The following is a 24708-nucleotide window of genomic DNA, read 5'->3' on the forward strand; positions in this document are numbered from 1 at the left end:
ATCTACAGGAATCTCCATATTTTATAAGTAATTGTAAAATTTCATCTTTTTCTTACAAATTAAGACGACAATCAAACGTTGATTTCTCATATTTGTAGAAATCTTTTTTTGAAAGTCTTGTCTGAACCTAACTCTTTTCATGTGATAACTATAAATAAAAGTTGAAAGGTGTCTATTGACTCAGAAAAATAAGAGAGGATGAAAACAAAAATACGTCAAAGGAATCTATTTTAATAGATTCAGAATTGTTAAACTATTATTACCATCATGGGTTGACTTCAATTAAATCTGTCAGGAGGGAATACAATGGAGCGAAAAGTACGCTTGATTCCGTACCAAGTGATTACAGAGGTTGAAGAAGTAACCGAGGTGCCAAAAGGGGTCGAAATGATTCAAGCCCCAAAGGTCTGGGAAAAAACGAAAGGGAAGGGAATCACGATTGCGATTCTAGATACCGGCTGTGATCTCACGCATCCCGACTTGAAGGAACGAATTATTGGTGGAAGGAATTTCACGACTGATGACAAAGGCAGGAAAGAGATCTATCGGGATTACAATGGTCATGGCACCCATGTGGCTGGCACGATGGCTGCGACAGTTAACCAAAGAGGGGTAGTCGGTGTTGCGCCTGAGGCAAATCTATTAATTGTTAAAGTCCTTGATAAAAACGGTTCCGGCCAGTATGAATGGATCATCAATGGGATCTACTATGCCATTGAACAAAAGGTGGACATCATTTCCATGAGTCTCGGTGGTCCGGAAGATGTACCCGAATTACATGCAGCCATTCAAAAGGCAGTGGAACAAAATATTTTAGTCGTTTGTGCCGCTGGGAATGATGGCGATGGTCAGGATGGTACCAATGAATTCGGTTATCCTGGTTTTTACAATGAAGTAATCAGTGTAGGAGCTATCAACTTGGATCGAGATATTTCTGATTTCAGCAATTCAAATAATGAAGTGGATCTTGTCGCTCCTGGTGAAAATATTCTATCTACCTATCTGAAAGGAAGATATGCTACGCTTAGTGGAACCTCAATGGCTACTCCACATGTTTCTGGTGCATTAGCTCTGATCAAATCCCTTTCAAATCAATTATTCGAAAGAGAGCTGACAGAGCCTGAACTCTATGCCCAATTAATCAAGCGAACGGTTCCGTTAGGAAATTCTCCAAAATTAGAAGGAAATGGAATCCTATATTTGACGGTTATTGATTATTTATCGGAAGTATTCCATATAGTTGTTCAAGCAGAAATGCTGAAGGTATAAAAAAGAAAAACACTCGCTGCAAAAATGGCGAGTGTTTTCTTCTCATATAGCAAGAAATATTTTATTTAAATACTGTCACTCCTACATAAACTCCTGCTAAAAAGATTGTGGTAATCACAACGACATGAAGGACAATCCAGGCCCACCGGCCATACCTAAATGACTTGTGTGAAATAGGTTTTCTTAAATCGGGCGGAACTAATTTACTGCCTAAACCCTCAAGTAATAAATAAAAAATCCACCAGATAGTATAACTGTCCCATAAATCCCACTCTGCTTCGAACTTGAAAATAGTCGTATGCTTTAAAATCACTTCACTTAAAACTCCAAGATGAACGATCGTCCAGTAAAAAGGGATCTTCCAAACCCATTTTTCAGGACTATATCGTATTCCGAACAAACTAATAAATGGAAAAACAGTTGAAACTAGTCCATATGGTATTAAAAGATGATCGTGTAAGACATTATTGGGAAATGAATAAAAGCCTACAAAAGTAAATAAATAACACAAGAAATTAGCGGATAGAAGACTAATTAAAAATATTAAACCATAATGTCTCCAACTCAGTCGAATGAAAAAAATACAGCCGCATATTCCAAAAATCATAATGAAAGCCATTATTAAATCTTTATTCATTTTTTCACCATTCATGTTTTCCTCTATTTTCCCCGATACCTTTATCATTATTCTGAGTAAGAATATATTAATTACTAATAAGAATTTATTGATATTCGATAAAAAATAAATTATTATTAAGCCAGAAAATATAAAAAACGAGGTGTGTATCATGAAGAGAAGTAAAACCAACTTTTTAAAACTAGCTATTTTATTTATCGGGATGATCATTTTCGCTTTGTGTTTGTGGCTGCCTAATTTGGCTAGAGATGCAGCAGAGATGAACCCAGAGTATTCATATCTGCAGTATCCAGTTCTTATCGGTCTGTATGTTTCCGCTATCCCATTTTTTCTTGCGATGTTTCAAGCTTATAACCTGGTCCGTTTAATTGAACGTAAAAATGCCTTTTCAGACTTAGCGGTACGATCACTAAGAATGATTAGGAACTTTGCCGTAACCATTATTGGTATATATGTGATTGGGATCATTTTTCTTGCTATACAAAACGCATTGCATCCTGGAATAGCACTAATGGGTATTGGCATTGTATTTGCCTCACTGGTTATTTCCGTTTTTTCAGCCGTTCTACAGGAACAGCTAAGAAGCGCACTGGCATTAAAAACAGAGAACGAATTAACAGTCTGAGGAACAGCATGGGGACGGTTCTTTTGCACTATTTTAAAGAGTAAAAGACACAAGGCAGAATGGAATGCTTTTAAATACTGGAATTTAAAACAATGCCAAGGAAATCGCTTTGGCGTTGTTCTTACATAATAAAGTAATGCCAAGAGATGTATTAGAGGTTTAAAAAATCACGTATATCTTTTACAACCTTATCTTTCGGATAATTTTTATATAAATTGCTTGTTAATCGAATCGGATCACCAAAGAAATATCGCTCATAATGGGTTTGTCTTGTGCCAAAAGAGCTCATTGTCATATCCCATGCCAAGCGAAAGATTTTCACTCGTCCTTCGGCATTTACGTTGGTCCCTTGCAAATATTGGCTGAGATCTAATTTAATATCCGATTCAAAGTCTTTTTCTGTGGGCAACGAGATCATTCCACTTGCACCAATAAGTTGAATGATTTCGCAAAAACGGGGATAAATACGTGGAAAAATGTTACTGGCCACTTGGAGAGGGAAGATGTTAGGACGCATATACCCCCATTGATCTAATTCTGCATCAGTTTCGGATTTATCTAGTAGTGCTTTCAAGGTCTCAAGACCGATAATAATCTCCGAAAGCTTTTCCTGAATATGTTGATATTCGCTTACATTGATGGTTTGAATTAAGAGTTCGGCCAAACCTAAAATAAATTCGGCTTTGACAATTTGTCTAATGATGACTTGATGGGTGGCATAGTGATGGAAGGAGCTATGGAGCATAAAGTCGGTTGTGGCTTCAACATTATCATAGAAAAAGACACGATCCCAAGGGACTAATACATTGTCAAAGACAACAATCGTATCCATTTCTTCATATCTAGAACTAAGAGGGTGGTTAAAGTGCGATTCTCCTCCAACCAAGGATTCACGGCAAATAAAACGTATTCCCTTCGTATTAGAAGGAATGGAAAAAGCAAATGCTTCTTCTGGATCTAAGAATCGCCTTGGTGCCGTATAAACTAGCACTTCGTCTGTTAATCCGCCTTGGGTAGCCAGAAGCCTAGCCCCTTTAACCACAATACCTTTTTCATTTCGTTCAACGACCTTTGCGGAGATTGGTTCCTTGGAATTTTCAATATAAAATTCCGAACGATTCGCTTGGGGAGTAATAAAGGTATGTGTAAAAGAAAGATCATGTTCTCTTGCTTTTTCATATAAGGATCGGATATTATCAGGAAAACAATTTTCCTTTCCTTCTAACAGGAAAGAAGAGGAGGAGGCAAAGCTCATCATAACGCTGTTCATATAGTCCGGACTTCTGCCCATTAACCCATGTGTTTGCCTAGCCCAAATTTCAATCATCTGCCGTCTCCGCTTTAAATCCTCTTTCGTTTTGGGCTGTAAATAGGAGAGCCCAATCGGGTTTCCTGTTGTTGGTGATAGAAACGTCATCTTCTCTTTTAGTTCTTCTTGATTCTGCAGATCATACAAAGAGGCCTTTGTCTGGAGAATCCCTTTTAATGCGGAATGCTCAGACAGTTTGCCTTCGATTTTTACTCCATCATACCAAATTTCCGGTTTGTTCTGATTTAATCGTTCTAAAAATGTATGGCCATCAATAATCCCCATATTCCATTCCACTCTCCATTTTCGATAATCCGTACAGGACTGCTAGTTCCATAATATTGGATTAGCTCCAAGCTTGTTCCAAATGGATAAGCCTTGTTTTATTTTGGGGGATTAAGATTACTTTTGCTTTCTGAAAAGTGGGTGGCTTTGGACAGAATGAGGCTAAATTATATTAATAGTGTCCGAAGTTAGAGCAACTTCGGACACTAGATGGCTAAACCATAACAGCCCTGTCCGAAGTCAGAGCAACTTTGGACACAAGGCGACTAAACTTCAACAGCCCTGTCCGAAGTCAGAGCAACTTTGGACACAAGGCGGCTAAACTTCAGCAGTCCTGTCCGAAGTCAGAGCAACTTCAGACACAAGGCGGGTAAACTTCAGCAATCCTGTCCGAAGTCAGAGCAACTTTGGACACAAGGCGGCTAAACTTCAACAGCCCTGTCCGAAGTGAGTGCAACTTCAGACACAAGGCGGGTAAACTTCAGCAATCCTGTCCGAAGTCAGAGCAACTTCGGACACAAGGCGGCTAAACTGCAGCAATCCTGTCCGAAGTCAGAGCAACTTCGGACACAAGGCGGCTAGACTTCAACAGTCCTGTCCAAAGTCGGTGCAACTTCGGACACAAGATTGCTAAACTGCAACAGCCCTGTCCGAAGTCAATGCAACTTCGGACACAAAATGGCTAAACTGCAACAGCCCTGTCCGAAGTTAATGCAACTTTGGACACAAGGCGGTTAACCTTCAGCAGCCCTGTCCGAAGTCAGTGCAACTTCGGACACAAGGCGACTAAACTGCAGCAATACTGTCTGAAGTCAGAGCAACTTCGGACACAAGGCGGGTAAACTTCAGCAATCCTGTCCGAAGTCAGAGCAACTTTTGACACAAGGCGGCTAAACTTCAGCAGTCCTGTCCGAAGTCAGAGCAACTTCGGACACAAGGCGGGTAAACTTCAGCAGTCCTGTCCGAAGTCAGTACAACTTCGGACACAAGGCGGAAAACGACTAATTTAAAATTCGCTTCTCACCCTGGATTTCTTGAATGGAGCTAATATTTTGGGTGAACTCCAGTGTTCCCATATATTGGCCATTTTCATCTCTAACAGCAAAATAACGGATGTAAATATATTTATCTTTGAATTTTATATAGAAATCTTCAACGTCTTTTACACCCGCTTTAAAGTCATGCAATAATTCTTCGACGACATGGACACTTTTTGGGGGATGACAGTTTTGCACGGTCCGGCCAATGACCGCTTTGGTGCGGGCAAAAATTCTTTCTTTGCCATGAGAAAAGTAGCGAACCACATCATCTTGGTCAATAAACGTAATATCGACTGGCAAATGATTTAACATAAGATCAAGTTGTTTAATCGATAAAATCCCAGTTTCCATTCTAATAAATCCATCGGTAAGTGCCTCTTCCTGAATCCCTTTTCTTTCAGGTTTCCAAACGCCTGCCGGTCCAGTTAAACAAAAACCAATTTCATCACTTTCATGGGCAATTTTGACCCATTCGTCTTCGGTTAAAGTCTGCAGGGCCATTGGAAATAGAATATTTTCCTCTTTAAATATCATTTCACTGACTTCTTGGATCACAAAGTAGAGAGCATCGATAACGGGTTGTTTTTCTCCGTTATAATGTGTTAGTTTTGCCTTTGCCTCTTTTATGGCATCACGAATTCTATCATCCACGCCCCACATCACCTGGGTAGGGCCCATGATTCCGTAGGTTTCTAAATACGGGAACAATAGATTTTCTTTGCGGCTGTAATGTTTGTCTATATCTAGTAATAGATTTAAATCCTCTAACAGTTTATAAATGTTTTCTTCGTTATCTTCTTTTTCAAACCGATCATAATGGAGTTGAAGCTTGAAATTGACTAATAGATCAATTTCTTTATTTTCTAATTTAAATGTATGGATCGGGTGCCCTGGTTGCTCCTCAGGCTTATTAGAACGGTGAATCTCCTCAATCGAACCTTTAAAAATAGCGGTATGGACCGAACATAACCGCTGTACTTCCTCAACAGGAATACCTTCTTCCTCCATAAGGGCTTGCTCGAGTTTAGAAATCTCCGCCACCGTAATATTACCAGCCGCTTCTTCAAATTGAGCTTTTACTTCTTCGACACTTTTGCCATTATGCAAATCTTTAATGATTTCTTTTAATATGGTTTGTCGCTCTGATTGACTTTTGGTTTCTTGTTCACGGTTATTAATTATTTCGCTCATGGTAATTGCTCCTTATTGTGTAATGGTAAATCCATTTTCTTCAAAGGTTTTTATGACATGATCTAAAGAAATTCTTTTCATTCGGCAGCCATTTGGTAAGGTCATAACGCGACCGGCTGTTTTCAACATTTGGGGATTGGTGATATTTTCAAAACCAAGTTCCTTCATGATCGGAATGATTTCAGGGAACTCATTGCATAAATGGAAAACAGGTAATTGTAAATTCAATAATTTTGACATCATTATCGCTCCTTAAAGAGGGACTGATAATATTTCTCACTAGGAATATACCATAGGAGCGATTTTGGATATGTGATGCGAATCACAAATAAAAAACTTATTGATAAAAAGTAAAATATGAGGGGATAAAAGAACGAGTTAGCGTAATTTGTTTGCTAATTCATGAGGATGATAGTGTGGAAAAAAAGTCACAATGACTTAAAAAATTTTAATGATGAATATGACCTTTCAAAATTGTTTTAATTTTCCATGCTATACTTTATATATGGGTTGCCGAATAAGATATAAAAACTCTCAATGAATTATTCATTAATAAACATATAAAAAGGGGGGTCTGTAGAAGATGAAATGGATGAGAAGATTTAAAGACCGGCTTACAGGATTAAATGAAGCCATTACCCGGTTTCCTTTGACTACGCTATTCCTTTTAGCTGCCGCGATCACAGACGCTTATATGATTAGTGTCGAACAGGAAAATTACAAATGGCTGTTAACCTTTATTGTTGGCGCGTTTTTGAGTGCGGTGGCCCAGGTTGCAATTGAACGATTTTTTTCTAAACAATCAGCCCGGTTCATGCTCATGGGTGTCGTGGTCTTGTTAACAGGGGGATATTACCTTATTATCAGGCAAGTACCACAACTTAGTATGGAGATATCGATTAGAACAGTAGTGTCTCTGTTTGCTTTACTTATTGCCTTTATTTGGATTCCTGTAATAAAAAGCAAAATAACCTTCAATCAAAGTTTTATGATTGCCTTTAAATCCTTTTTTCTCTCCCTGTTTTTTGCTGGTGTCATTTTTGCAGGTATTAGTATTATTCTTGCAGCCATCAATCTGTTGATTCTTCCAATTGACTCGAAAGCTTTTGCCCACACAGCAAACCTTATTTTTATTTTATTTGCCCCGATGTTTTTTCTTTCGCTTATTCCAATCTTTCCAAGAGAAAGTGCTCGAGATCGGGCGGATGAAGTTGATGAGATTCAAATTGACAGGATAGAAAAGGCAGCTAATTGTCCAAAATTCCTAGCCATTTTGATTTCCTATATTTTCATTCCACTACTTGCTGTATTTACTTTAATTTTGGTCATTTATATTATCAAAAATATCGGCGGAAGTTTTTGGATAGATAACTTACTTGAACCCATGCTAGTAGCCTACGCGATCACAGTTATTTTAATTTATATATTAGCAAGCGAACTAGACAACAAGTTTACCATCTTTTTTAGAAAAGTGTTTCCTAAAATCCTTGTTCCGATTGTTATCTTCCAAATTATTTCGTCCTTTCTAACTCTGACAGATACAGGTATTACCCATACAAGGTATTATGTGATTTTGTTCGGACTGTATGCCGTAATTTCCGGTATCCTTTTGAGTTACTTGCCGGTCCGTAATAATGGAATTATCGCTCCCATCCTTATTGTATTTGCGATTATTTCCATTCTTCCCCCTGTGGATGCTTTTACGATTAGCAAACATAGTCAAATTAGGACACTTGAAGACGTTCTTGTGAAAAATAATATGTTAGAAAATAATAAAATTATACCAAAGGACAAAATCCCTAAGAAGGATAAAGAGATCATCACTAAGACGATCAATTATTTAAGCATGATGAATTATACCAAACAGGTTTCCTTTCTTCCTAAAAATTTTAATAGCTATGAGGATTTTCAGATTACCTTTGGCTTTGACGAGTTTAATGATCCTAAGAATAACTCAGGGCAATCCACTTACATTAGTGTCAAAGAGCCGATGCCGATTTCCATAACCGGACATGATTTCTTTTTCCAAATGGGACTGTCTAATCCTTATAATAATGGTGAGGAACAGTTCGAAATAGAAAAGGCAGGTAGTAAATACGTCATATTAAAAGAAATCAATGATAATAAAATTGATATAAAGTTAATGAACGAAAATGAAGAAAATCTGCTTGTTTTTAAAACAGACGAAATTTTTGATCGCTTTTCCACCTATCAAGGTGAACATATTATTACTGCAGAAGAAGCTACTTTTACAAAAGAAAATAATCAAGCAAAAATGACCATTGTTGTTCAAACATTAGATATGCAAAAAGATGCCAGTACACAGAATGCTTCGGCCATGGTTTATGTATTTGTTCAGATTAAATAGGTTCTGATGTCTGCGAAAATCAATCAGCATAGCCTGAAAAAAAGTAAGCAAACTAACCCTTGTGGGAATAAAAATCAAACCTGCAAGGGTGGTGAAAGCAATGAAGAATAAGAATGACCAATTTAAGAACAAGAACGTTCTTCCAAAAAGAGATGTTGAATTTGCCGGAGAAAATGGACTTGAGAAAATAGCCTTAAGAGCACAAAAAAAATCTAAATAAGAAATCTATCTTTTAAAATCAAACAAAAAGGTCGTCCTCGGACGATCTTTTTAGTTGGAATTTTTAGCACATAACACTACATACACGTATCTATTTTGGGTTTTTAGCATATTTGTTATCGGAGAAATTTTCAGGCAAAATCAGTCAAATTGATAACGAAAAATGGTAATATTCAACTATAATAGTTTTACAAAAAATGGGGGACAGTTATAGAATTCTTATTTTGGTTAATAGACTTAAAGAAATGAATTGAGGGATGGGCGATGGAGTTATTTAAAGTGATAAGTGGGATCCTAGGGCTTGTAATCATAGGTTCTGGTTTGGTACTACTTATTATTCGAGCAGTTAATCAATCACTAATTATGAAAAAAGGGAAAAAACTAGTAGCCAATGGTGGCATAAGTGAATTAGTGGAGCTGAACGTGAATGGGACGAACCAATATTTATTAATTGAAGGAAAAGATAAACAGAAACCGATCCTGTTGTTTTTGCACGGCGGACCCGGTCAGCCCTTTCCATTCGGGGTTAGTGCAAGAGGCGCATTTCCGCAAATTCCCAATCATTATCTTGTTGTTTATTATGATCAGCGTGGTTCCGGGAAAAGCTACAACAAACATATTCCGCTAGATTCGATGAACATCCATCAATTTGTTGAGGATACAGATGTTGTTGTAGATTATTTAAGGTACCGATTTAAACAAGACAAAGTGGTCTTAGCAGGTGTATCTTGGGGTACGATTATTGGCACAAAGTATTGCAGCAGCTATCCCGAAAAGGTAAAAGCATATATTGGCCTTTCACAGTTCGTTGATAACAAGGAAACCCAACGTCGCTCTATAGATTGGTTGACAGAAATTGGCCAAAATCAAAAAAATGAAAAAATGCTCCGGGATCTTAAGTCTCTTGGAGAACCGCCTTTTACAGGGGATGAGGATAAATTGCTGTCACAGTATATTTCGAAATACTACGGTGACAATTACAGCGATGAAAAGGTGGAGAAGGCCAATATTTTAGGGCTGATAAAGTCTGCCTTCATTTCTCCGGATTACACGTTAGCTGACATCTATAAATCTATGATGTCGGGAGCAAGCTTTAGTTTATTTAAAGCAAAAGACCTGCAAAATGAGATTCATCAGGTAAATTTCATGGAAGAAATCAGTCAGTTAAAAATGCCTGTTTATATTTTTCAAGGGGTACATGATAAACTCACTAATTATAAACTGACAAAAGAGTTCACCGAACGTCTTGTTGCATTGGAAGGTAAAGAATTTATTCCTCTTGAACAATCCGCACACTATCCGAATCAGGCAGACTTTAATTTGATTTTTTCTAGGTTGGAGGAAATTTCTACTATAACTGAGGGAAGTCATTTAAGATTGTAAAAAGAGTTTGAGGTATATCCCAGTTTGTTATGTTTGCAAATATAAATTACAAAGAGTAATTTTATTTCTATAACTATTGAAATAAACACTTATTATAGTATTTTTCGGGAAGTGTGGAATCAAAAGCAACAAAGAAGGGAAGTAGGATTCATGAAATTAAGTGTTCTAGATCAAGCGCCAATTACAAAAGGGAATCCTCCTGCAGGTGCCTTAAAAAAAGCAGAGGAGCTAGCTATTTTAGCAGATGAATTAGGTTACCACCGCATGTGGATGGCTGAACATCATGGCACAGGGTCTTATGCAAGTTCGGCTCCGGAAGTTTCGATTGCCTATTTGGCTGCTAAAACCCAGAATATCCGAGTTGGAACAGGCGGCGTGATGATGATGCATTATTCGCCACTAAAACTTGCTGAAGTGTTTAAAACACTTAGTGCCTATGCTCCCGGCCGGGTCGATTTTGGTGTAGGCCGCGCTCCTGGTGGCGATAATTATGCCATTTATGCGTTGTCGGAAGGACGGCAGCCCATGGTGAATAATATGTATGAAAAATTCGATATTGCCTTACAGCTCATGAAAGATGAAGTCCCTGAACATAATTTATATAACAAAACCATTGCTACTCCGTCCCAAGTGGTTCTGCCAGAAGCCTGGCTGTTGGGATCCACTGGTAACAGTGCCGTGATGGCAGGTCGAAGGGGTGTGGGTTATTCATTTGCCCAGTTTTTTAACGGAGAAATGACAAAAGAAATTCTCGATTTATATAAAGACCAATTTACTCCTTCTGCATTTATGGAGCGGCCACAGATTTCCGTTACGTATTTGGTAACCACTGCGGAAACAAAGGAAGAAGCGGAGTTTGAAGCCCTTCCACAAGATATCGCTAGGCTGAATTTAATGAAAGGAAAACTTGGTCAGCTGCTTACACCGGAAGATGCGCAAAGTCATCCATTAACGGAAATGGAACGAATGCAGATTCAAGAGAATCGTAAGAAACTGCATTTAGTGGGTTCAGCTGCAGAGGTTGCGGAAAGACTTCAGCGGGAGCAGGAATATTATGGCTTTGATGAAGCCATGATTTGTAGTATTCCGCATTCCCAAGAGAAACGGTTAAACGTGTATCGTTTACTGGCGCGGGAACTTATTAATTAATGAATAATTTTTTTAAAAGAAAAAACTCCTTAGAAGGACTGGCTAGTTAACGAATTAGCCAAGTCTTAAAAAGGAGTTTTTTATTAGTTACTTGGGAAAAACGCTTGAATTTCATTGGATAGGATGGCCGTTTCGTCTGGAAACCAATAGTATGTTTTCCCATCAAATTGCAGGTTAAACATATATGCAACTGGATCACCAGTATAAAAAACCATTTGATAGTAAAATGGGTCTTTTTCATTTGTGTCCGGTTGAAAGTCAGGTGATTTCTTACCATTCTGTAAAATTTGAAGGAAATTCTTAATTTGCTCAGGATTTGTGATCTCTGTTAGTTTCCTAGTACCTTCAGGTGATTGCTCTTGGAAAACTTCCACTCGGTCCACTTTATCCAACGGCATGTTATTAAAATGCCATTGGAATGTTTCATCGTCTCTTGAGTAATAAAGACTATAGCCATTAATATTTCGAGAGGATTTAACGGCGAGAAGATGTGGATAGCCCTTTACCGCATAAAAGTCTGTTCCTTTTTCATGAAAGGCGGCATCCCCATTTTTAATTTTATATTCAGGATCTGAGACATTGTCTGCCACTTTAAACTTTACCTCTCCTATTTTTTCACCAACGTACGTTTCATCAGCTAGGACCCCGCTATAGATACCATCATACTCAATTCCATTCCACTTAATGAAATCCACCCAATCAATGATCGTATGAGAGCCAAATGGACTCGACTGACAGCCAGCTAAGATTGTTATAAGAAGGATAAACAGACTTAGGGATTTCTTCATTTTCTCACCTCTACTTTTATAGACGAAGCAAATATCGCGTTCGTTACAATCTAATGTGACAACTTCATTTATAAATAAAGAGACAAATTATGGGGGAAAATGAACACAAGAATGTTTTTAATTAATTTAATAAGGTGGGCTAAAGATGAATCAGAAAAATGCAAGGACCTTCTCTGTTGAATATGAGTTAAACGGGGTCATTTTTTTCAAGAATGTAACGGCAAATAGTATGGAAGACGCCAAACTTCAGGTTCAGAGACAACAAACTAATGCAAATATTCAAGCTGTCTCAATTGTTGGAGAAGAAGGAAATGAACATTATGCTGGATAGTGTAGAGAAGAATGAGGAAAAGTAGCTCGGAGTGAAAGGAATAAAAAAATGAAGAAATGGTATTTCGTTATTCTTAGTTTGTTGTTCATCATGCTAATGAATTCTTCTTATGTTCAAGCATCAGAAAAGCAACCAGGCAATATTTATGTGGTAATGGCCGGGGATACTTTTCTCAGTGTAGCTGCTAAATTTAACATTTCTGAGGATGAACTAAAAAGAACCAATGGATTAATATCTACTTCCTTACAAGCCGGTCAGAAATTGTTTGTACCTTTTGTGTATGAGGTATCTCCAGGAGATACCTTAGAAAAGATTGCAGTGACTTATCATTCTACTGTTCCCCACATCAAAGTAATGAATGGTCTCACCTCTGATTCTATTCATGTTGGCCAAATGTTAAAGATTGCTCCTAAGAGCCTGAACATGCAAGGGCAGTATATTTTAATGACAAGAGAAGATTTTAAGCATTGGTTGTTTAACAATCGTTTTCATCGCAAGATTACACTTATCCAGGAACACCACACCTGGTTACCGTCGTACAAACAATTTAATGGTCGTAATCACTTTGCTGTTGTGAAGGGGATGGAGTCATTTCATGTGAATTATAGGAAATGGAAGAATATCGCGCAAAATATAACAACTTTTCCTGATGGGTTAATAGCTGTGTCACGACCCTTTGATCTAGCACCCGAAGGCTCGATTGGGGCTCTGGCTAATACCAATGGCCTTGCGATTGAAAATGTAGGAAACTTTGACTTGGGTAATGATGTCATGACGGCCGAGCAAAAGGAAACGATTGTTTATGTTGCTGCGGTCCTTAGTATTAAATTTGGATTAACCCCGTCCATTGACAGTATCACGTATCATCATTGGTGGGATTTAAGAACGGGTGAACGGATCTTAGATAACAGTAAAAATCATATAACGAAAACCTGTCCAGGAACCGGTTTTTTCGGGGGGAATACCACAACAAGTGCAACCAAATACTTTTATCCACTTGTATCGCGGAAAATGCAAGAAATACTGTCGGCGATGAACTGAGATTAAATATTTTGAAAAAAATAGGAAGGTACCTTTCTTGAAGATGGGGAGGTACCATTTTTTAGTGAAATTCTCAAATTTACTATAATTGCAGTTAATATTTAAATAATTGGTAATTAGAACCCCTCTAAGCGACTGAACTCCTAATCCTTTTCCTCATACGGTCGAATAGAGCAGCCCTAAACGACTGTACTCCTAAACCTTTTCCTCATACGGTCGCTTAGAGCACACCTATACGACTGTACTCCTAATCTTTTTCCTTAAATGGTCGAATAGAACACCCCTAAACGACTGAACTCCTAATCTTTTTCCTCATACGGTCGCATAGAGCACCTCTAAACGACTGTACTCCTAATCCTTATCCTCATACGATCGCATAGAGCACCTCTAAACGACGGAACACCTAATCCTTATCCTCATACGATCGCATAGAGCACCTCTAAACGACTGAACTCCTAATCTTTTTCCTTAAATGGTCGAATAGAACACCCCTAAACGACTGAACTCCTAATCTTTTTCCTCATACGGTCGCATAGAGCACCTCTAAACGACTGTACTCCTAATCCTTATCCTCATACGATCGCATAGAGCACCTCTAAACGACGGAACACCTAATCCTTATCCTCATACGGTCGCATAGAGCACTTCTAAACGACTGAACTCCTAATCTTTTTCCTCAAACGGTCGCATAGAGCACACCTATACGACTGAACTCCTAATCTTTTTCCTCAAACGGTCGCTTAGAACACTTCTTAATAACTGAACACTTTAAACGAAGAGAATATGGACTAATTGTCACAAATATATATGATGATAACCATAAAACACCATAAGACAATAAAAGAGCGTTTAAGTTGAGGTACAGGAAGGAGAGAACTAATGACATTTAAGTACCTTTCTCCTGATAGAATCGGCGGTATTTTATCTATCTTTTTAGGAATCCTCTCCATTAAGGAAGCTATAAAACTCTTCCCGTATGGAAATAAACTCCTGACTGGAGATCATACCTTTCCCGGATTGATTGGAGTGCTCCTTATCATTGCAGGGTTAATCCTTGTTGTAAAGCGGCAGCAAGAACAGCCTAAAGAGGAGCTGCCTATAGGAAAAACGGCACGTATCATGATATTCTCCATTTTAAGTTTATTTATTTATTGTTTGTTGATCGGCATCATTGGTTACTTCTTTAGTACGGTGATCACATTTATTTTTCTTTTTAAATCATTCGGAGACTACCGGTGGCTGTTCACTACTGTACTCGCCCTCGTCCTCACTACGGCCTTTTACTTACTATTCATTGTATTACTCAAAACACCGTTTCCGAGCATCAATTTACCTTTTTAGTTAAGGGGGTGGAAAGAAATGGACTCTATTATGTTTCTGTTCAACGGGTTAAGTGAAGTCCTTACCCCTTTCAATTTATTAATTGTTTTACTAGGGTCACTGCTTGGAACGATTGTCGGTGTGCTTCCAGGCCTTGGTCCAACCTCAGCCATTGCCATTCTGTTGCCCATGACGACTATACTAGCCCCAACACAAGGAATCATGATGATGGCAGGGATTTACTATGGTTCGATGTATGGGGGTTCAACAACAGCTATTTTAATGAATATCCCCGGCGAATCCTCGTCCGTACCCACCACTTTAGATGGCTATCCATTAGCTAAAATGGGGAAGGGGGGCGCAGCACTTGGTGTTGCAGCGATTGGCTCCTTTTTGGCAGGCACGATTGGGTTAATTGGCCTTGTTTTATTTGCGCCGATATTGGCCGACCAAGCGTTAAAATTCGGTCCGCCCGAGTATTTTACGTTAATGTTGATTGCCTTATTTATTTTATTTAATTTAACCGGGTTCACGTTTATAAAATCAATGATTATGGGATTGTTTGGCTTTCTCATTTCTCTTGTCGGGATTGGCGTATCAAGTGGAAAGCCCCGGTTTGATTTCGGTTTGGGAGAGTTAACAGGCGGTTTTGAGATGGTTAGTGTCATTATCGGGCTATTTGCCATCACAGAAGTGTTAAAAGGGCTGGAGGAAAAGCAAGTCACCATTAAACACGAAAAAATAAAAAATGTCTATCCTAGTAAGCAGGATATGAAACAAAGTCTTTTTCCGATGCTAAGAGGGGGACTGTTAGGGTTCTTTCTCGGAATACTTCCCGGAGTGTCAGCCACCATCACCTCATTTCTATCTTACGATCTGGAAAAAAAGGTATCAAAGCATCCAGAGAAATTTGGAAAAGGAGCGATCGAAGGGGTAGCAGGTCCTGAATCCGCCAATAATGCCACAAGCTCGGGCGGTTTTATTCCATTATTAGCCCTCGGCATACCGGCATCACCACCACTAGCGATTTTATTAGCGGCTTTAATGATTTATGGCTTAACACCAGGACCAGTGTTATTTGAACAAAACAGCCAGTTGGTTTGGACCGTGATTGCGAGTATGTTTATTGGCAATCTCTTTCTCCTCATCTTAAATCTTCCCTTGATTGGCTTATGGGCAAAACTGACAGAAGTCCCGTTTGCGATATTAGGACCAATCATTTTGGTAGTAAGCATCATCGGTGCTTACACTGTACGAAATAGTATGTTTGATGTGATTGTTGCCATTATTTTTGGCGTGCTTGGTTATTTATTTCATAAGTTCCAGTGGCCGGTTATTCCGTTTGTATTGTGTTTAGTTTTAGGGCCCAAAATGGAAAGTTCATTTATTCAATCATTAGAAATTTCATCTGGAAACCTCTTGATCTTTTTTCAACGACCTATATCTTTAACGCTATTGATCCTGGCAGTGGTTTTGTTTATTATCTCCATTTTTTTAATGAAACGGACCAAAAAACGGCTGTTGCAGGAAACAGGCGAACATATGGAATTTTAACTAGTTAGGGGGAATGAGATTTGAGAAAATTTCTTCATGTCGGCTTTTCTGCATTATTACTCCTCATGATTGTTCTAGTTGGATGTTCAAACCAAACGAATAAAACTACGGAAAAGGGAAAAGAGGCGGATGCCTATCCCGCAAGGCAAATTGAATTAGTAGTTCCCTTTGCTGCCGGCGGTGGTGTGGATTTAGCGGCAAGGGCGGTGGCTGAGTATTTGAGCAAAGAATGGGGGCAATCTGTTGTGGTGACCAACAAGCCTGGAGGCGGGGGAATCATTGGTGCCCAGTACGCTCTGAAAGAAGCCAAAGCGGATGGATATACCGTGTTGGTGAACAATAATTCATCCACCACCATGTATGAAGCAGGAAATGTCAATCCAACTATCACAACAAAGGATAATATATTTGTATCCCGTGTCGCTGCAGGATCACTTGCCTATGCTGTTAAATCGGATGCAGAGTGGGATAGCTTCAAGGAATTTACAGATTGGGTAAAGAAAAATCCAGAAAAACTTACCTGGACCAGTGTAGGCCCAGCTGGATTTTCTGCCTTTGGTGTTGCAGAATGGCTCGATGCGATAGGGGTGGATTATAAAAAGACGAGTATGGTCTCATCTGAAGGAGCCAGTGATTCTGCAGCCAAAGTCGCCGGCGGTCACGTCGTTTTAGCTGTCCATACCGTGGGTGAATTATATTCCCTTGCAGAAGCAGGGAAAATAAAAATCCTTGCCGTCCAGTCGGCAGAAAGAAGCTCGCTTTTCCCAAATGTTCCTACAGTAGAGGAGGAGGGGGTATCCGGATTAACGGTAAAATGGTGGACCGGATTATCCTTTGCAGATGGAACTCCTGCAAGCATTGTAAAAAAATGGGATAAAGCCATTGCAAAAATGGAGAAGGATGAAAAATTCCTCGATGAACTAGAAAAAATTAAACTCGAACCTGCTTATTTGAATTCAAATGAGTTTACTAAGGCAGTGAAGGAGGAAACAGGCAGGTATACAAAACTAGCGGAGCAAACTGGAATTCGGAAGTAATGTTTATAAAAATGGGCAGAAGGAAATTCCTTCTGCCTGTTTGCTTGTTATTCTAATATTCGAAGCGATTCCTGCACAAAAGCTGGAATGTCATCTGGCTGTCGGCTGGTGACGAGTTGATTTTGACAAACGACCACTTCTTTGTCTTGCACGTTAGCACCCGCATTCTTTAAATCCACTTGGATGGATTTATATCCTGTCACATCACGACCTTCGAGCGTCTCCGCTGTGATAAGCAGCTGAGGACCGTGGCAAATAGCTAAAACTGGTTTTTTAGCATCCATGAATGATTTGGCAAAGTTTACAAATCGCTCGTCAGCACGTAGGATATCTGGTGAAAAACCACCAGGAATGAAGAGTGCATCAAAGTTCTCTGGAGAGACATCATCGATACTTTCATCGATTACAACCTCACTCTTTCCTTGCTTTCCCTTTACTGTTTTTCCCTTTTCCATTTCGATTGCGGTTACCTTGTGACCTTTTTCCGTAAACGCCTGAACAGGCTCAGTATATTCGGAATCCTCAAAATGATCAGTTACTAAAACAGCAATATTCTTGCTCATAGCAATCCACTCCTTTTATAAGACTCCCATTTAAAGTACCCTCTTTGTACTAGCTTAAAACGCTTAGAAACATAGAAAAAGCAATGCCATTCAGATTCGAATGACATTGCTTTGTTGTTAAAATGAGAGTAATTAAATGGCCGTTTTATCTTTAACAATTCCGTTTTCCTTTTTGCTGGTTTTTCTTATGAATGGTACTACCCAACGGTCTAAACCAATCTTACCTGCGTTGTATCCTGCTGTTAAGATGATAAATCCTAAGAAAATGTCTCTAGGGTTATGAGATACGGTACCTGCCAAGAAGAAGCTGAAGTTCATGACTAAACCAAAGAACATGGCAGTAGTTGTTAAGCATCCTAAAAGTAAGCCTAAACCGATTAATGTTTCACCGACAGGAACGACTACGTTGAAGATGTCAACATTTGGTAATGCAAAGTGTTTTAAGAAGTCAACATACCATCCAAATACAATCGCGCCATCTGGACCTTTGACTGGGTTAGCAATCGCGCCTTTTAAAAATCCAGAAGCATCAAACCCGCCGCTTGTTAATTTCCCTAAGCCTGCTGTAAACCAAGAATACCCAAGATAGACACGTAAAACTGTTAGAATATAAGAAGCAATTTTATTTTCTCTTAAAAATTTATTAAACATAAATGATTCCGCCCTTCATATTTTGTTTGGTTCTTTATGGTTATACTATATTATTTTTTCACTTAAAAAACATGGCTACAGTGATAAGTTCACAGTTTGTTAGAAATGTTTTGACGGATATTTGAACGCCCTTGAGGCTCTTACAAAAATGACTTTAAAAGAACTAACTGGAAAAGTCCTCATGAAGCCGTTTTTTTATCAAAAAAATAAAAGAAGTTGTACTAAAAACGACAGGAAACAATATATTTTACTGCGGGGTAAAAATATCAGAGGGAGGTATCACCTTTTAATAATCAAAGTAAACTTTTTATTTCGCTAATATTGTAAACGCTTACAAGGCATTGAGGAGGCCAGATATGAATATCTTACTTTGCTGTGCGGCTGGAATGTCTACGAGTTTACTAGTGGCAAAGATGGAAGCGGCTGCAAAAGCAGAAGGAATGGAAGCAAAAATTTGGGCGGTTAGCGCAAATGATGTTAATAATCACTTGGATGATGCAGACGTTTTGCTTATTGGTCCACAAGTCCGTTATATGCTGCCGCAATTAAAGAAAAAAGGATTAGAAAAGGGGATTCCAGTGGATGCGATTAATCCGGTTCACTATGGATTGTGCAATGGGGCTGAAGTATTGAAATTTGCCAGAAATTTAGTAGGTTCATAATTTCACATAGGGGTGAATGCAGGTGGGCAAATTTAATCAGATGTTAGAGGAAAAAGTTATGCCGGTTGCCGGCAGGATTGCAGCACAGAAGCATCTCCAAGCCTTACGTGATGGTATTATTTTGACTATGCCGTTGATCATTATCGGATCCATCTTTCTGATTTTAGGGTTCATTCCAATAGATGGCTATCCTGAATTTATGGCACGAACCTTCGGTGATGCATGGATGACAAAACTTCTCTATCCTGTTAGCGCATCCTTTGATATTATGGCGCTGATTGCCGGTTTTGGGATCGCTTATCGGCTGGCCGAGCATTACAAAGTGGATGCATTAAATGCCGGTGCTATCTCAGTTGCGGCCTTTATTTTGGCTACACCTTATTTCACGATGTTTACTCCAGATGGTGCAACGGAAGCGATCCAAGTCACTGGAGTTCTCCCAATGGCGTTTCTGGGAAGTAAGGGCTTGTTTGTGGCGATGATTATTGCGATTTTATCTACCGAAATTTATCGATATGTTATTCAAAAAAATATTGTCATAAAAATGCCTGATGGTGTTCCGCCGAGTGTTAGTAAATCGTTTGTTGCCTTATTTCCTGCCTTTTTAGTCATTGTAGTAGTATGGATTCTTCGGTTACTGATCGAAAATACTTCTTTTGAATCGCTGCACAATGTGGTCGGTCAGCTTTTACAAGAGCCGCTTAGTGCATTAGGCGGATCGCTCGTAGGGGCGCTGGTCGCTGTATTCCTCATCCAGCTTTTATGGTCTACCGGCTTGCATGGAGCGACTATTGTAGGTGGGGTAATGGGACCAATTTGGTTATCGCAAACGGATGCAAACCGTATTGCCTTTCAAGCAGGTCACGAACTTCCAAACGTTGTTTCCCAGCAATTCTTTGACATTTTTATTTATTTAGGCGGCTCGGGTGCGACCATTTCTTTTGCCTTTATGATGTTATTTATGGCTAAGAGCCAGCAGTCCAAGCAATTAGGACGATTGGCAATAGGTCCGGGTATATTCAATATCAATGAACCGATCACCTTTGGTGCCCCAATTGTGATGAATCCCTTACTAATCATTCCTTTCATTTTAACCCCATTAGTTCTAGTTATCACCACTTATATTGGTATGAGCACTGGGTTTGCACCGAAAACGGCTGGCGTTGCTGTACCATGGACTACCCCGCCCATTATCGGTGGTTTCCTAGCAACTGGAGGTAATATCCGAGGCTCTTTAATGCAGGTAATTAATTTAGTTGTGGCCTTCGCCATTTACTATCCTTTCTTCCGAATGTGGGATAAACAAAACCTACAAGTAGAAAATGGGGCAAAGAGCTGAAAATAGAATACAAGAGCTTGCCGCCAGGCAGGCTCTTGCCTTGTCATGAGAGGAGATAAAGTAAATGACGAAAGAAGAGTTATACAATCTATCTTTTCAATTAATTTTACACAGTGGGAATGCCCGGAGTCTGGCAATGGAGGCGATTTATGCAGCGAAGGAGAAAAATTTTTCTAGTGCCTTCGAAAAACTTTCAGAGGCAGATAGCGAATTTGTTGAGGCCCACCGTTTTCAGACACAATTAATTCAAGCAGAAGCAGCTGGAGAACAATTGGATTTGCCGATCATTCTTGTCCATGCCCAAGATCATCTAATGACTGCCTTGACATTGAAAGATCTAGCCAAAGAAATCGTTGAGTTTCGTCAAGAAATGAATCATTGAGAATAAGGAGGGTTTCTGATAGTGAAAAATTCAATTAAAATTGCTACTATTGGTGGGGGTTCCAGTTATACACCGGAACTGGTAGAAGGATTTATTAAGCGGTATGATGAACTGCCTTTACGGGAACTCTGGCTCGTCGATATCGAGGAGGGCCAAGAAAAGCTCGAGATAGTTGGAAATCTGGCAAAACGTATGTTTGAAAAAGCAGGTCTCCCTGTTGAAGTTCATTTGACACTAGACCGAAGAGCGGCCCTAAAGGATGCTGATTTTGTGACAACTCAATTCCGTGTCGGGTTATTAGACGCCAGGGCAAAAGACGAACGGATTCCATTAAAATATGGGGTCTTAGGTCAAGAAACCAATGGTCCAGGCGGGCTTTTTAAAGGTCTTCGTACCATTCCCGTTATTCTGGATATCATCAAGGACATGAAGGAAGTCTGCCCAGAAGCATGGCTTGTCAACTTCACCAATCCAGCAGGAATGGTGACAGAAGCAGTCCTTCGGTATAGTGATCACCGCCGCGTGGTCGGCTTGTGCAATGTTCCCATCGGCATGGAAATGGGGATAGCGAAACTATTAAAGGTTGACCATTCCCGGGTCAGAATTGATTTTGCCGGCTTAAATCATATGGTGTATGGATTAGATGTATATGTTGATGGCGTTAGTGTGAAAGATCAAGTGATTGAATTTTTAACCAACCCTGAGAATTCGAGCTTCGTAAAAAATATTCAGGGACAGGGATGGGAACCAGAATTTATTCGAGCATTAGGTGTACTGCCTTGTCCGTATCATAACTATTACTATAAGACACGGGAAATGGTGGAAAAAGATTTGAAAAATGCTGCAACTGTTGGGACACGTGCCGAAGTGGTCAAGAAGTTGGAGGATGAGCTGTTTGAGCTGTATAAAGACCCGAACTTAGCAATTAAGCCGCCGCAGCTCGAAAAACGCGGTGGAGCGTATTATAGTGATGCTGCCGTACGGTTAATTTCTTCTATTTATAACGATAAAGGTGATATCCAGCCGGTTAACACAATCAATAATGGATCGATCGCCAGCATTCCCAATGATTCCGCTGTTGAGGTGAGCTGTGTGATAACCAAAGAGGGACCAAAACCAATTGTTATGGGAGATCTGCCGGTTCCTGTCCGCGGTCTTGTGCAGCAAATTAAATCTTTTGAAAGGATTGCGTGTGAAGCAGCTGTCACAGGAGATTATAATAAAGCAGTACTGGCACTGACCATCAACCCATTAGTGGCATCGGATACGATTGCTAAACAAATTGTGGATGAAATGATGGAGGCACATAAGAAGTATTTACCACAATTTAACTGAAAATTTCTAGGAAAGGGAAGGTCCAAATTGATTAAATTAATTGTCAATGCTGATGACTTTGGCTATTCAAGAGGTGTCAATTATGGGATTTTAGACGCCCATCAAAATGGAATTGTCAATTCAACGACCATGATGATGAATATGCCGGGTGTCAATCATGCTATCAAACTAGCAAAAGAACATCCCACACTTCAAGTTGGCATTCATTTGGTCTTAACTTGTGGGAAACCGATCTTATCTGATGTTCCTACACTTGTAGATGAGAATGGAGATTTTAGAAAACTCTCTACATTAATGGAGGACAGAGACCTTTCTCTTAAGGAACTAGAGAGGGAATGGACCGCACAAATAGAAAGATTCCTCCAAGCGGGATTAATTCCTACTCATTTTGACAGCCATCATCATGTCCATACTATTCCGGAATTTTTACCCGTGGTTCAAAGTTTGGCAAGTAAGTATCAACTAACCGCAAGATGTTTCTCGGATAAAGCTAAAACAGATGTGGCAGCCTTTACAGATGTGTTCTTGTCTGATTTTTATGGTGAGGGTGCTACATATGACTATTTTGATAAACTTCCAGACCGCGTTCTGGATGGTCAAACCGTAGAGGTGATGTGTCATCCAGCCTACCTTGATGTTTCTTTATCATCTGGATCATCCTATTGCAACGATCGCATGCGAGAAACAGACATTTTAACGACTGTATCCTTACCAGATTCAATTATTTTATTGTAATGCTGAAAAGGTTAATAAATAAAGGGGAATACCATAAGATCTGACAAACTCCTTGTCAGGTTTTTTTTTATAGGGAAGAATAGCTTTCACCTAGGTAAAAGAAGGAAATTAGTAATTAATGTAGTACTATTAAAAGTAATCATTATTTCCTTTTAGGAAAAAAATTGAATGGAAGGGGGATTTTCAATATGTATGAATTAAAAACAAAGGAAACCGACAATAGTGTCATTGAGTTTATAGAAGCAGTAGATAGTCTGAAGAAGCGGGAAGATGCTTATCAATTATTAGATGTTTTTACTGAAACCACTGGCTATCAAGCGAAAATGTGGGGTCCAAGTATAATTGGATTTGGCTCCTATCATTATAAATATGCATCCGGCCACGAAGGTGACGCACCACTAGTGGGTTTCTCACCGCGTAAAGCCAAAATCAGTTTGTACTTTACCCCAGGTGTGACCAAAAGAGAAGAGCTTTTAAAGGTGTTTGGGAAACATACAACTGGAAAGGGTTGTGTATATATTAACAAGATCGCTGATATCGATGTGGAAGTATTAAAAAAATTAATTAAGGAATCTGTTAGATTTTTGCAAGAAACGTATCCTATTGTGGAATAATTAGTAAGAGATTGTTAAATCTAGGAAAAGGCAAAGTCTTGATAGCTAGGACCAATTTTTGAAACGAAGTCGATTTCTACATCTTAACGAAATCGGCTTTTTATGTGGCGAAAACTTTTTCTGGCAAAGAAAAATGACAGGGACAGAATTGAATAGAAACAGCTTAACTAGATATCTTAGGGGGGAAACGTAATGATTGTTAATCAAAAAGAATATACTATTCATAGTTTACATTATTTAATAAGATCTGCAGTTAAGAAAGATGCGAAAAACTTATCGGAAGTGAGATTGCAGATCGATGGCGAAACAGAAAATTTAGAGAGAGAAAAAGGAGAGGCTTATATTGATGAGACGGGTTTCCAACAGCTCATTAAGGATGACACAGAAAGTAATAATAACCTTTTTTTAGTAGTTGAAGTGAATGGAAGGATTGTTGGTTTTTCCAGGTGTCAAGGCAATAATTTAAAAAGAAATGCCCATAAAGTAGAATTTGGTGTTTGTGTCTTACAAGAATATTGGGGCTATGGGATTGGAACAAACCTTTTAAAGGAATCTATTAATTGGGCAGATGCGAATGGTATAAAAAAGATTACTTTAAATGTACTTGAAACGAATGTGAAGGCCATCATGCTTTATAAAAAATACGGCTTTGAAGTGGAAGGGATCCTTCAAAAAGACAAATTTCTATCTGATGGGAAATACTATAATACGATTTTAATGGGAAGGTTTCATGGATTATGAGTTGTATTAAATCTTGCAAAATGACTATCTATGACTCTTAAACTTAACAAATTATGAGAGGTGATTACTCACCTCTAAATTATTAGAAAAGTATGAAGCCAAGAACTATTTTCTATTTTAATACATTTGATGCCATTGCT

The 24708-nt window shown here is 39.0% G+C and carries 24 protein-coding genes; 17 read left to right on the top strand and 7 right to left on the bottom strand.

The genetic code is table 11. The features are described 5' to 3' along the window. Window positions 1-306 precede the first annotated feature (306 nt). Window positions 307-1269, top strand: coding sequence for a S8 family peptidase (locus AC4E8C_RS12540; protein WP_490207027.1), 963 nt, complete (start codon window positions 307-309; stop codon window positions 1267-1269). Window positions 1270-1330: 61 nt separating this feature from the next. Here AC4E8C_RS12540 and AC4E8C_RS12545 read toward each other — a convergent pair whose 3' ends face one another. Then, a complete protein-coding gene (locus AC4E8C_RS12545; RefSeq protein WP_490207028.1) occupies window positions 1331-1921 on the bottom strand; it encodes a CBO0543 family protein in 591 nt (196 codons plus the stop codon). 136 nt (window positions 1922-2057) lie between these two features. Here AC4E8C_RS12545 and AC4E8C_RS12550 point away from each other — a divergent pair, with 136 nt between their 5' ends. After that, window positions 2058-2531: a DUF2975 domain-containing protein gene (locus AC4E8C_RS12550; protein ID WP_490207029.1), complete on the top strand. Its 474-nt coding sequence runs from the start codon at window positions 2058-2060 to the stop codon at window positions 2529-2531. Window positions 2532-2682: 151 nt separating this feature from the next. Here AC4E8C_RS12550 and hpaB read toward each other — a convergent pair whose 3' ends face one another. The 3 genes from hpaB to AC4E8C_RS12565 form a co-directional block, all read right to left on the bottom strand. After that, a complete protein-coding gene (gene hpaB / locus AC4E8C_RS12555) occupies window positions 2683-4125 on the bottom strand; it encodes a 4-hydroxyphenylacetate 3-monooxygenase, oxygenase component (protein WP_490212547.1) in 1443 nt (480 codons plus the stop codon). Between the two features lie 1001 nt (window positions 4126-5126). Next, window positions 5127-6356 (bottom strand): DUF438 domain-containing protein, encoded by a 1230-nt coding sequence (locus AC4E8C_RS12560; protein ID WP_490207030.1) that lies wholly within the window; start codon window positions 6354-6356, stop codon window positions 5127-5129. 12 nt (window positions 6357-6368) lie between these two features. Continuing rightward, window positions 6369-6596, bottom strand: a complete 228-nt coding sequence (locus AC4E8C_RS12565) for a DUF1858 domain-containing protein (RefSeq protein WP_490212548.1) — start codon at window positions 6594-6596, stop codon at window positions 6369-6371. A 343-nt stretch (window positions 6597-6939) separates the two neighbouring features. Between AC4E8C_RS12565 and AC4E8C_RS12570 the strand changes: the two genes are divergently transcribed. The 3 genes from AC4E8C_RS12570 to AC4E8C_RS12580 all read left to right on the top strand — a co-directional run bounded on the left by AC4E8C_RS12570 (window position 6940) and on the right by AC4E8C_RS12580 (window position 11475). Then, entirely contained in the window at window positions 6940-8724 is a 1785-nt protein-coding gene (locus AC4E8C_RS12570) for a DUF4153 domain-containing protein (protein WP_490207031.1), read from the top strand. 483 nt (window positions 8725-9207) lie between these two features. Next, window positions 9208-10326 (top strand): alpha/beta hydrolase, encoded by a 1119-nt coding sequence (locus AC4E8C_RS12575; protein WP_490207032.1) that lies wholly within the window; start codon window positions 9208-9210, stop codon window positions 10324-10326. A 150-nt stretch (window positions 10327-10476) separates the two neighbouring features. Continuing rightward, window positions 10477-11475: an LLM class flavin-dependent oxidoreductase gene (locus tag AC4E8C_RS12580; protein WP_490207033.1), complete on the top strand. Its 999-nt coding sequence runs from the start codon at window positions 10477-10479 to the stop codon at window positions 11473-11475. 83 nt (window positions 11476-11558) lie between these two features. Here AC4E8C_RS12580 and AC4E8C_RS12585 read toward each other — a convergent pair whose 3' ends face one another. Then, window positions 11559-12263, bottom strand: coding sequence for a hypothetical protein (locus tag AC4E8C_RS12585; protein WP_490207034.1), 705 nt, complete (start codon window positions 12261-12263; stop codon window positions 11559-11561). 145 nt (window positions 12264-12408) lie between these two features. Here AC4E8C_RS12585 and AC4E8C_RS12590 point away from each other — a divergent pair, with 145 nt between their 5' ends. The 5 genes from AC4E8C_RS12590 to AC4E8C_RS12610 all read left to right on the top strand — a co-directional run bounded on the left by AC4E8C_RS12590 (window position 12409) and on the right by AC4E8C_RS12610 (window position 17546). Then, window positions 12409-12594 carry a hypothetical protein gene (locus tag AC4E8C_RS12590; protein ID WP_490207035.1) on the top strand — a complete coding sequence of 62 codons (186 nt, stop codon included), beginning with the start codon at window positions 12409-12411 and terminating at the stop codon, window positions 12592-12594. 48 nt (window positions 12595-12642) lie between these two features. Then, a complete protein-coding gene (locus AC4E8C_RS12595) occupies window positions 12643-13635 on the top strand; it encodes a LysM peptidoglycan-binding domain-containing protein (protein ID WP_490207036.1) in 993 nt (330 codons plus the stop codon). A gap of 879 nt (window positions 13636-14514) precedes the next feature. Continuing rightward, complete coding sequence (locus tag AC4E8C_RS12600; RefSeq protein ID WP_490207037.1) at window positions 14515-14976, top strand: tripartite tricarboxylate transporter TctB family protein; 462 nt, start codon at window positions 14515-14517, stop codon at window positions 14974-14976. An 18-nt stretch (window positions 14977-14994) separates the two neighbouring features. After that, window positions 14995-16509 (top strand): tripartite tricarboxylate transporter permease, encoded by a 1515-nt coding sequence (locus tag AC4E8C_RS12605; RefSeq protein WP_490207038.1) that lies wholly within the window; start codon window positions 14995-14997, stop codon window positions 16507-16509. 20 nt (window positions 16510-16529) lie between these two features. Next, window positions 16530-17546: a tripartite tricarboxylate transporter substrate binding protein gene (locus AC4E8C_RS12610; protein WP_490207039.1), complete on the top strand. Its 1017-nt coding sequence runs from the start codon at window positions 16530-16532 to the stop codon at window positions 17544-17546. A 47-nt stretch (window positions 17547-17593) separates the two neighbouring features. On the opposite strand, the gene AC4E8C_RS12615 is transcribed toward AC4E8C_RS12610, so the two are convergent. After that, entirely contained in the window at window positions 17594-18109 is a 516-nt protein-coding gene (locus AC4E8C_RS12615; RefSeq protein WP_490207040.1) for a type 1 glutamine amidotransferase domain-containing protein, read from the bottom strand. Window positions 18110-18241: 132 nt separating this feature from the next. Continuing rightward, a complete protein-coding gene (locus AC4E8C_RS12620; protein ID WP_490207041.1) occupies window positions 18242-18760 on the bottom strand; it encodes a DoxX family membrane protein in 519 nt (172 codons plus the stop codon). A 356-nt stretch (window positions 18761-19116) separates the two neighbouring features. Here AC4E8C_RS12620 and AC4E8C_RS12625 point away from each other — a divergent pair, with 356 nt between their 5' ends. From AC4E8C_RS12625 to AC4E8C_RS12655, 7 genes are all read left to right on the top strand, one after another. Then, window positions 19117-19422, top strand: coding sequence for a PTS sugar transporter subunit IIB (locus tag AC4E8C_RS12625; RefSeq protein ID WP_490207042.1), 306 nt, complete (start codon window positions 19117-19119; stop codon window positions 19420-19422). A 22-nt stretch (window positions 19423-19444) separates the two neighbouring features. Beyond that, on the top strand, window positions 19445-20761 hold the full coding sequence (gene celB / locus AC4E8C_RS12630) for a PTS cellobiose transporter subunit IIC (RefSeq protein WP_490207043.1): 1317 nt from the start codon (window positions 19445-19447) through the stop codon (window positions 20759-20761). A gap of 64 nt (window positions 20762-20825) precedes the next feature. Further along, entirely contained in the window at window positions 20826-21143 is a 318-nt protein-coding gene (locus AC4E8C_RS12635) for a PTS sugar transporter subunit IIA (protein WP_490207044.1), read from the top strand. Window positions 21144-21164: 21 nt separating this feature from the next. After that, window positions 21165-22478: a 6-phospho-beta-glucosidase gene (locus AC4E8C_RS12640; protein WP_490207045.1), complete on the top strand. Its 1314-nt coding sequence runs from the start codon at window positions 21165-21167 to the stop codon at window positions 22476-22478. 27 nt (window positions 22479-22505) lie between these two features. Continuing rightward, window positions 22506-23213: a chitin disaccharide deacetylase gene (chbG, locus tag AC4E8C_RS12645; RefSeq protein WP_490207046.1), complete on the top strand. Its 708-nt coding sequence runs from the start codon at window positions 22506-22508 to the stop codon at window positions 23211-23213. Between the two features lie 188 nt (window positions 23214-23401). Next, window positions 23402-23827, top strand: a complete 426-nt coding sequence (locus AC4E8C_RS12650; protein WP_490207047.1) for a DUF1801 domain-containing protein — start codon at window positions 23402-23404, stop codon at window positions 23825-23827. Between the two features lie 192 nt (window positions 23828-24019). Continuing rightward, the gene (locus AC4E8C_RS12655; RefSeq protein ID WP_490207048.1) at window positions 24020-24568 is read left to right on the top strand and encodes a GNAT family N-acetyltransferase; all 549 of its coding nucleotides are present in this window, start codon (window positions 24020-24022) and stop codon (window positions 24566-24568) included. The last annotated feature ends 140 nt before the right edge of the window (window positions 24569-24708 follow it).

The organism is Neobacillus sp. SRL179, assembly GCF_984799095.1.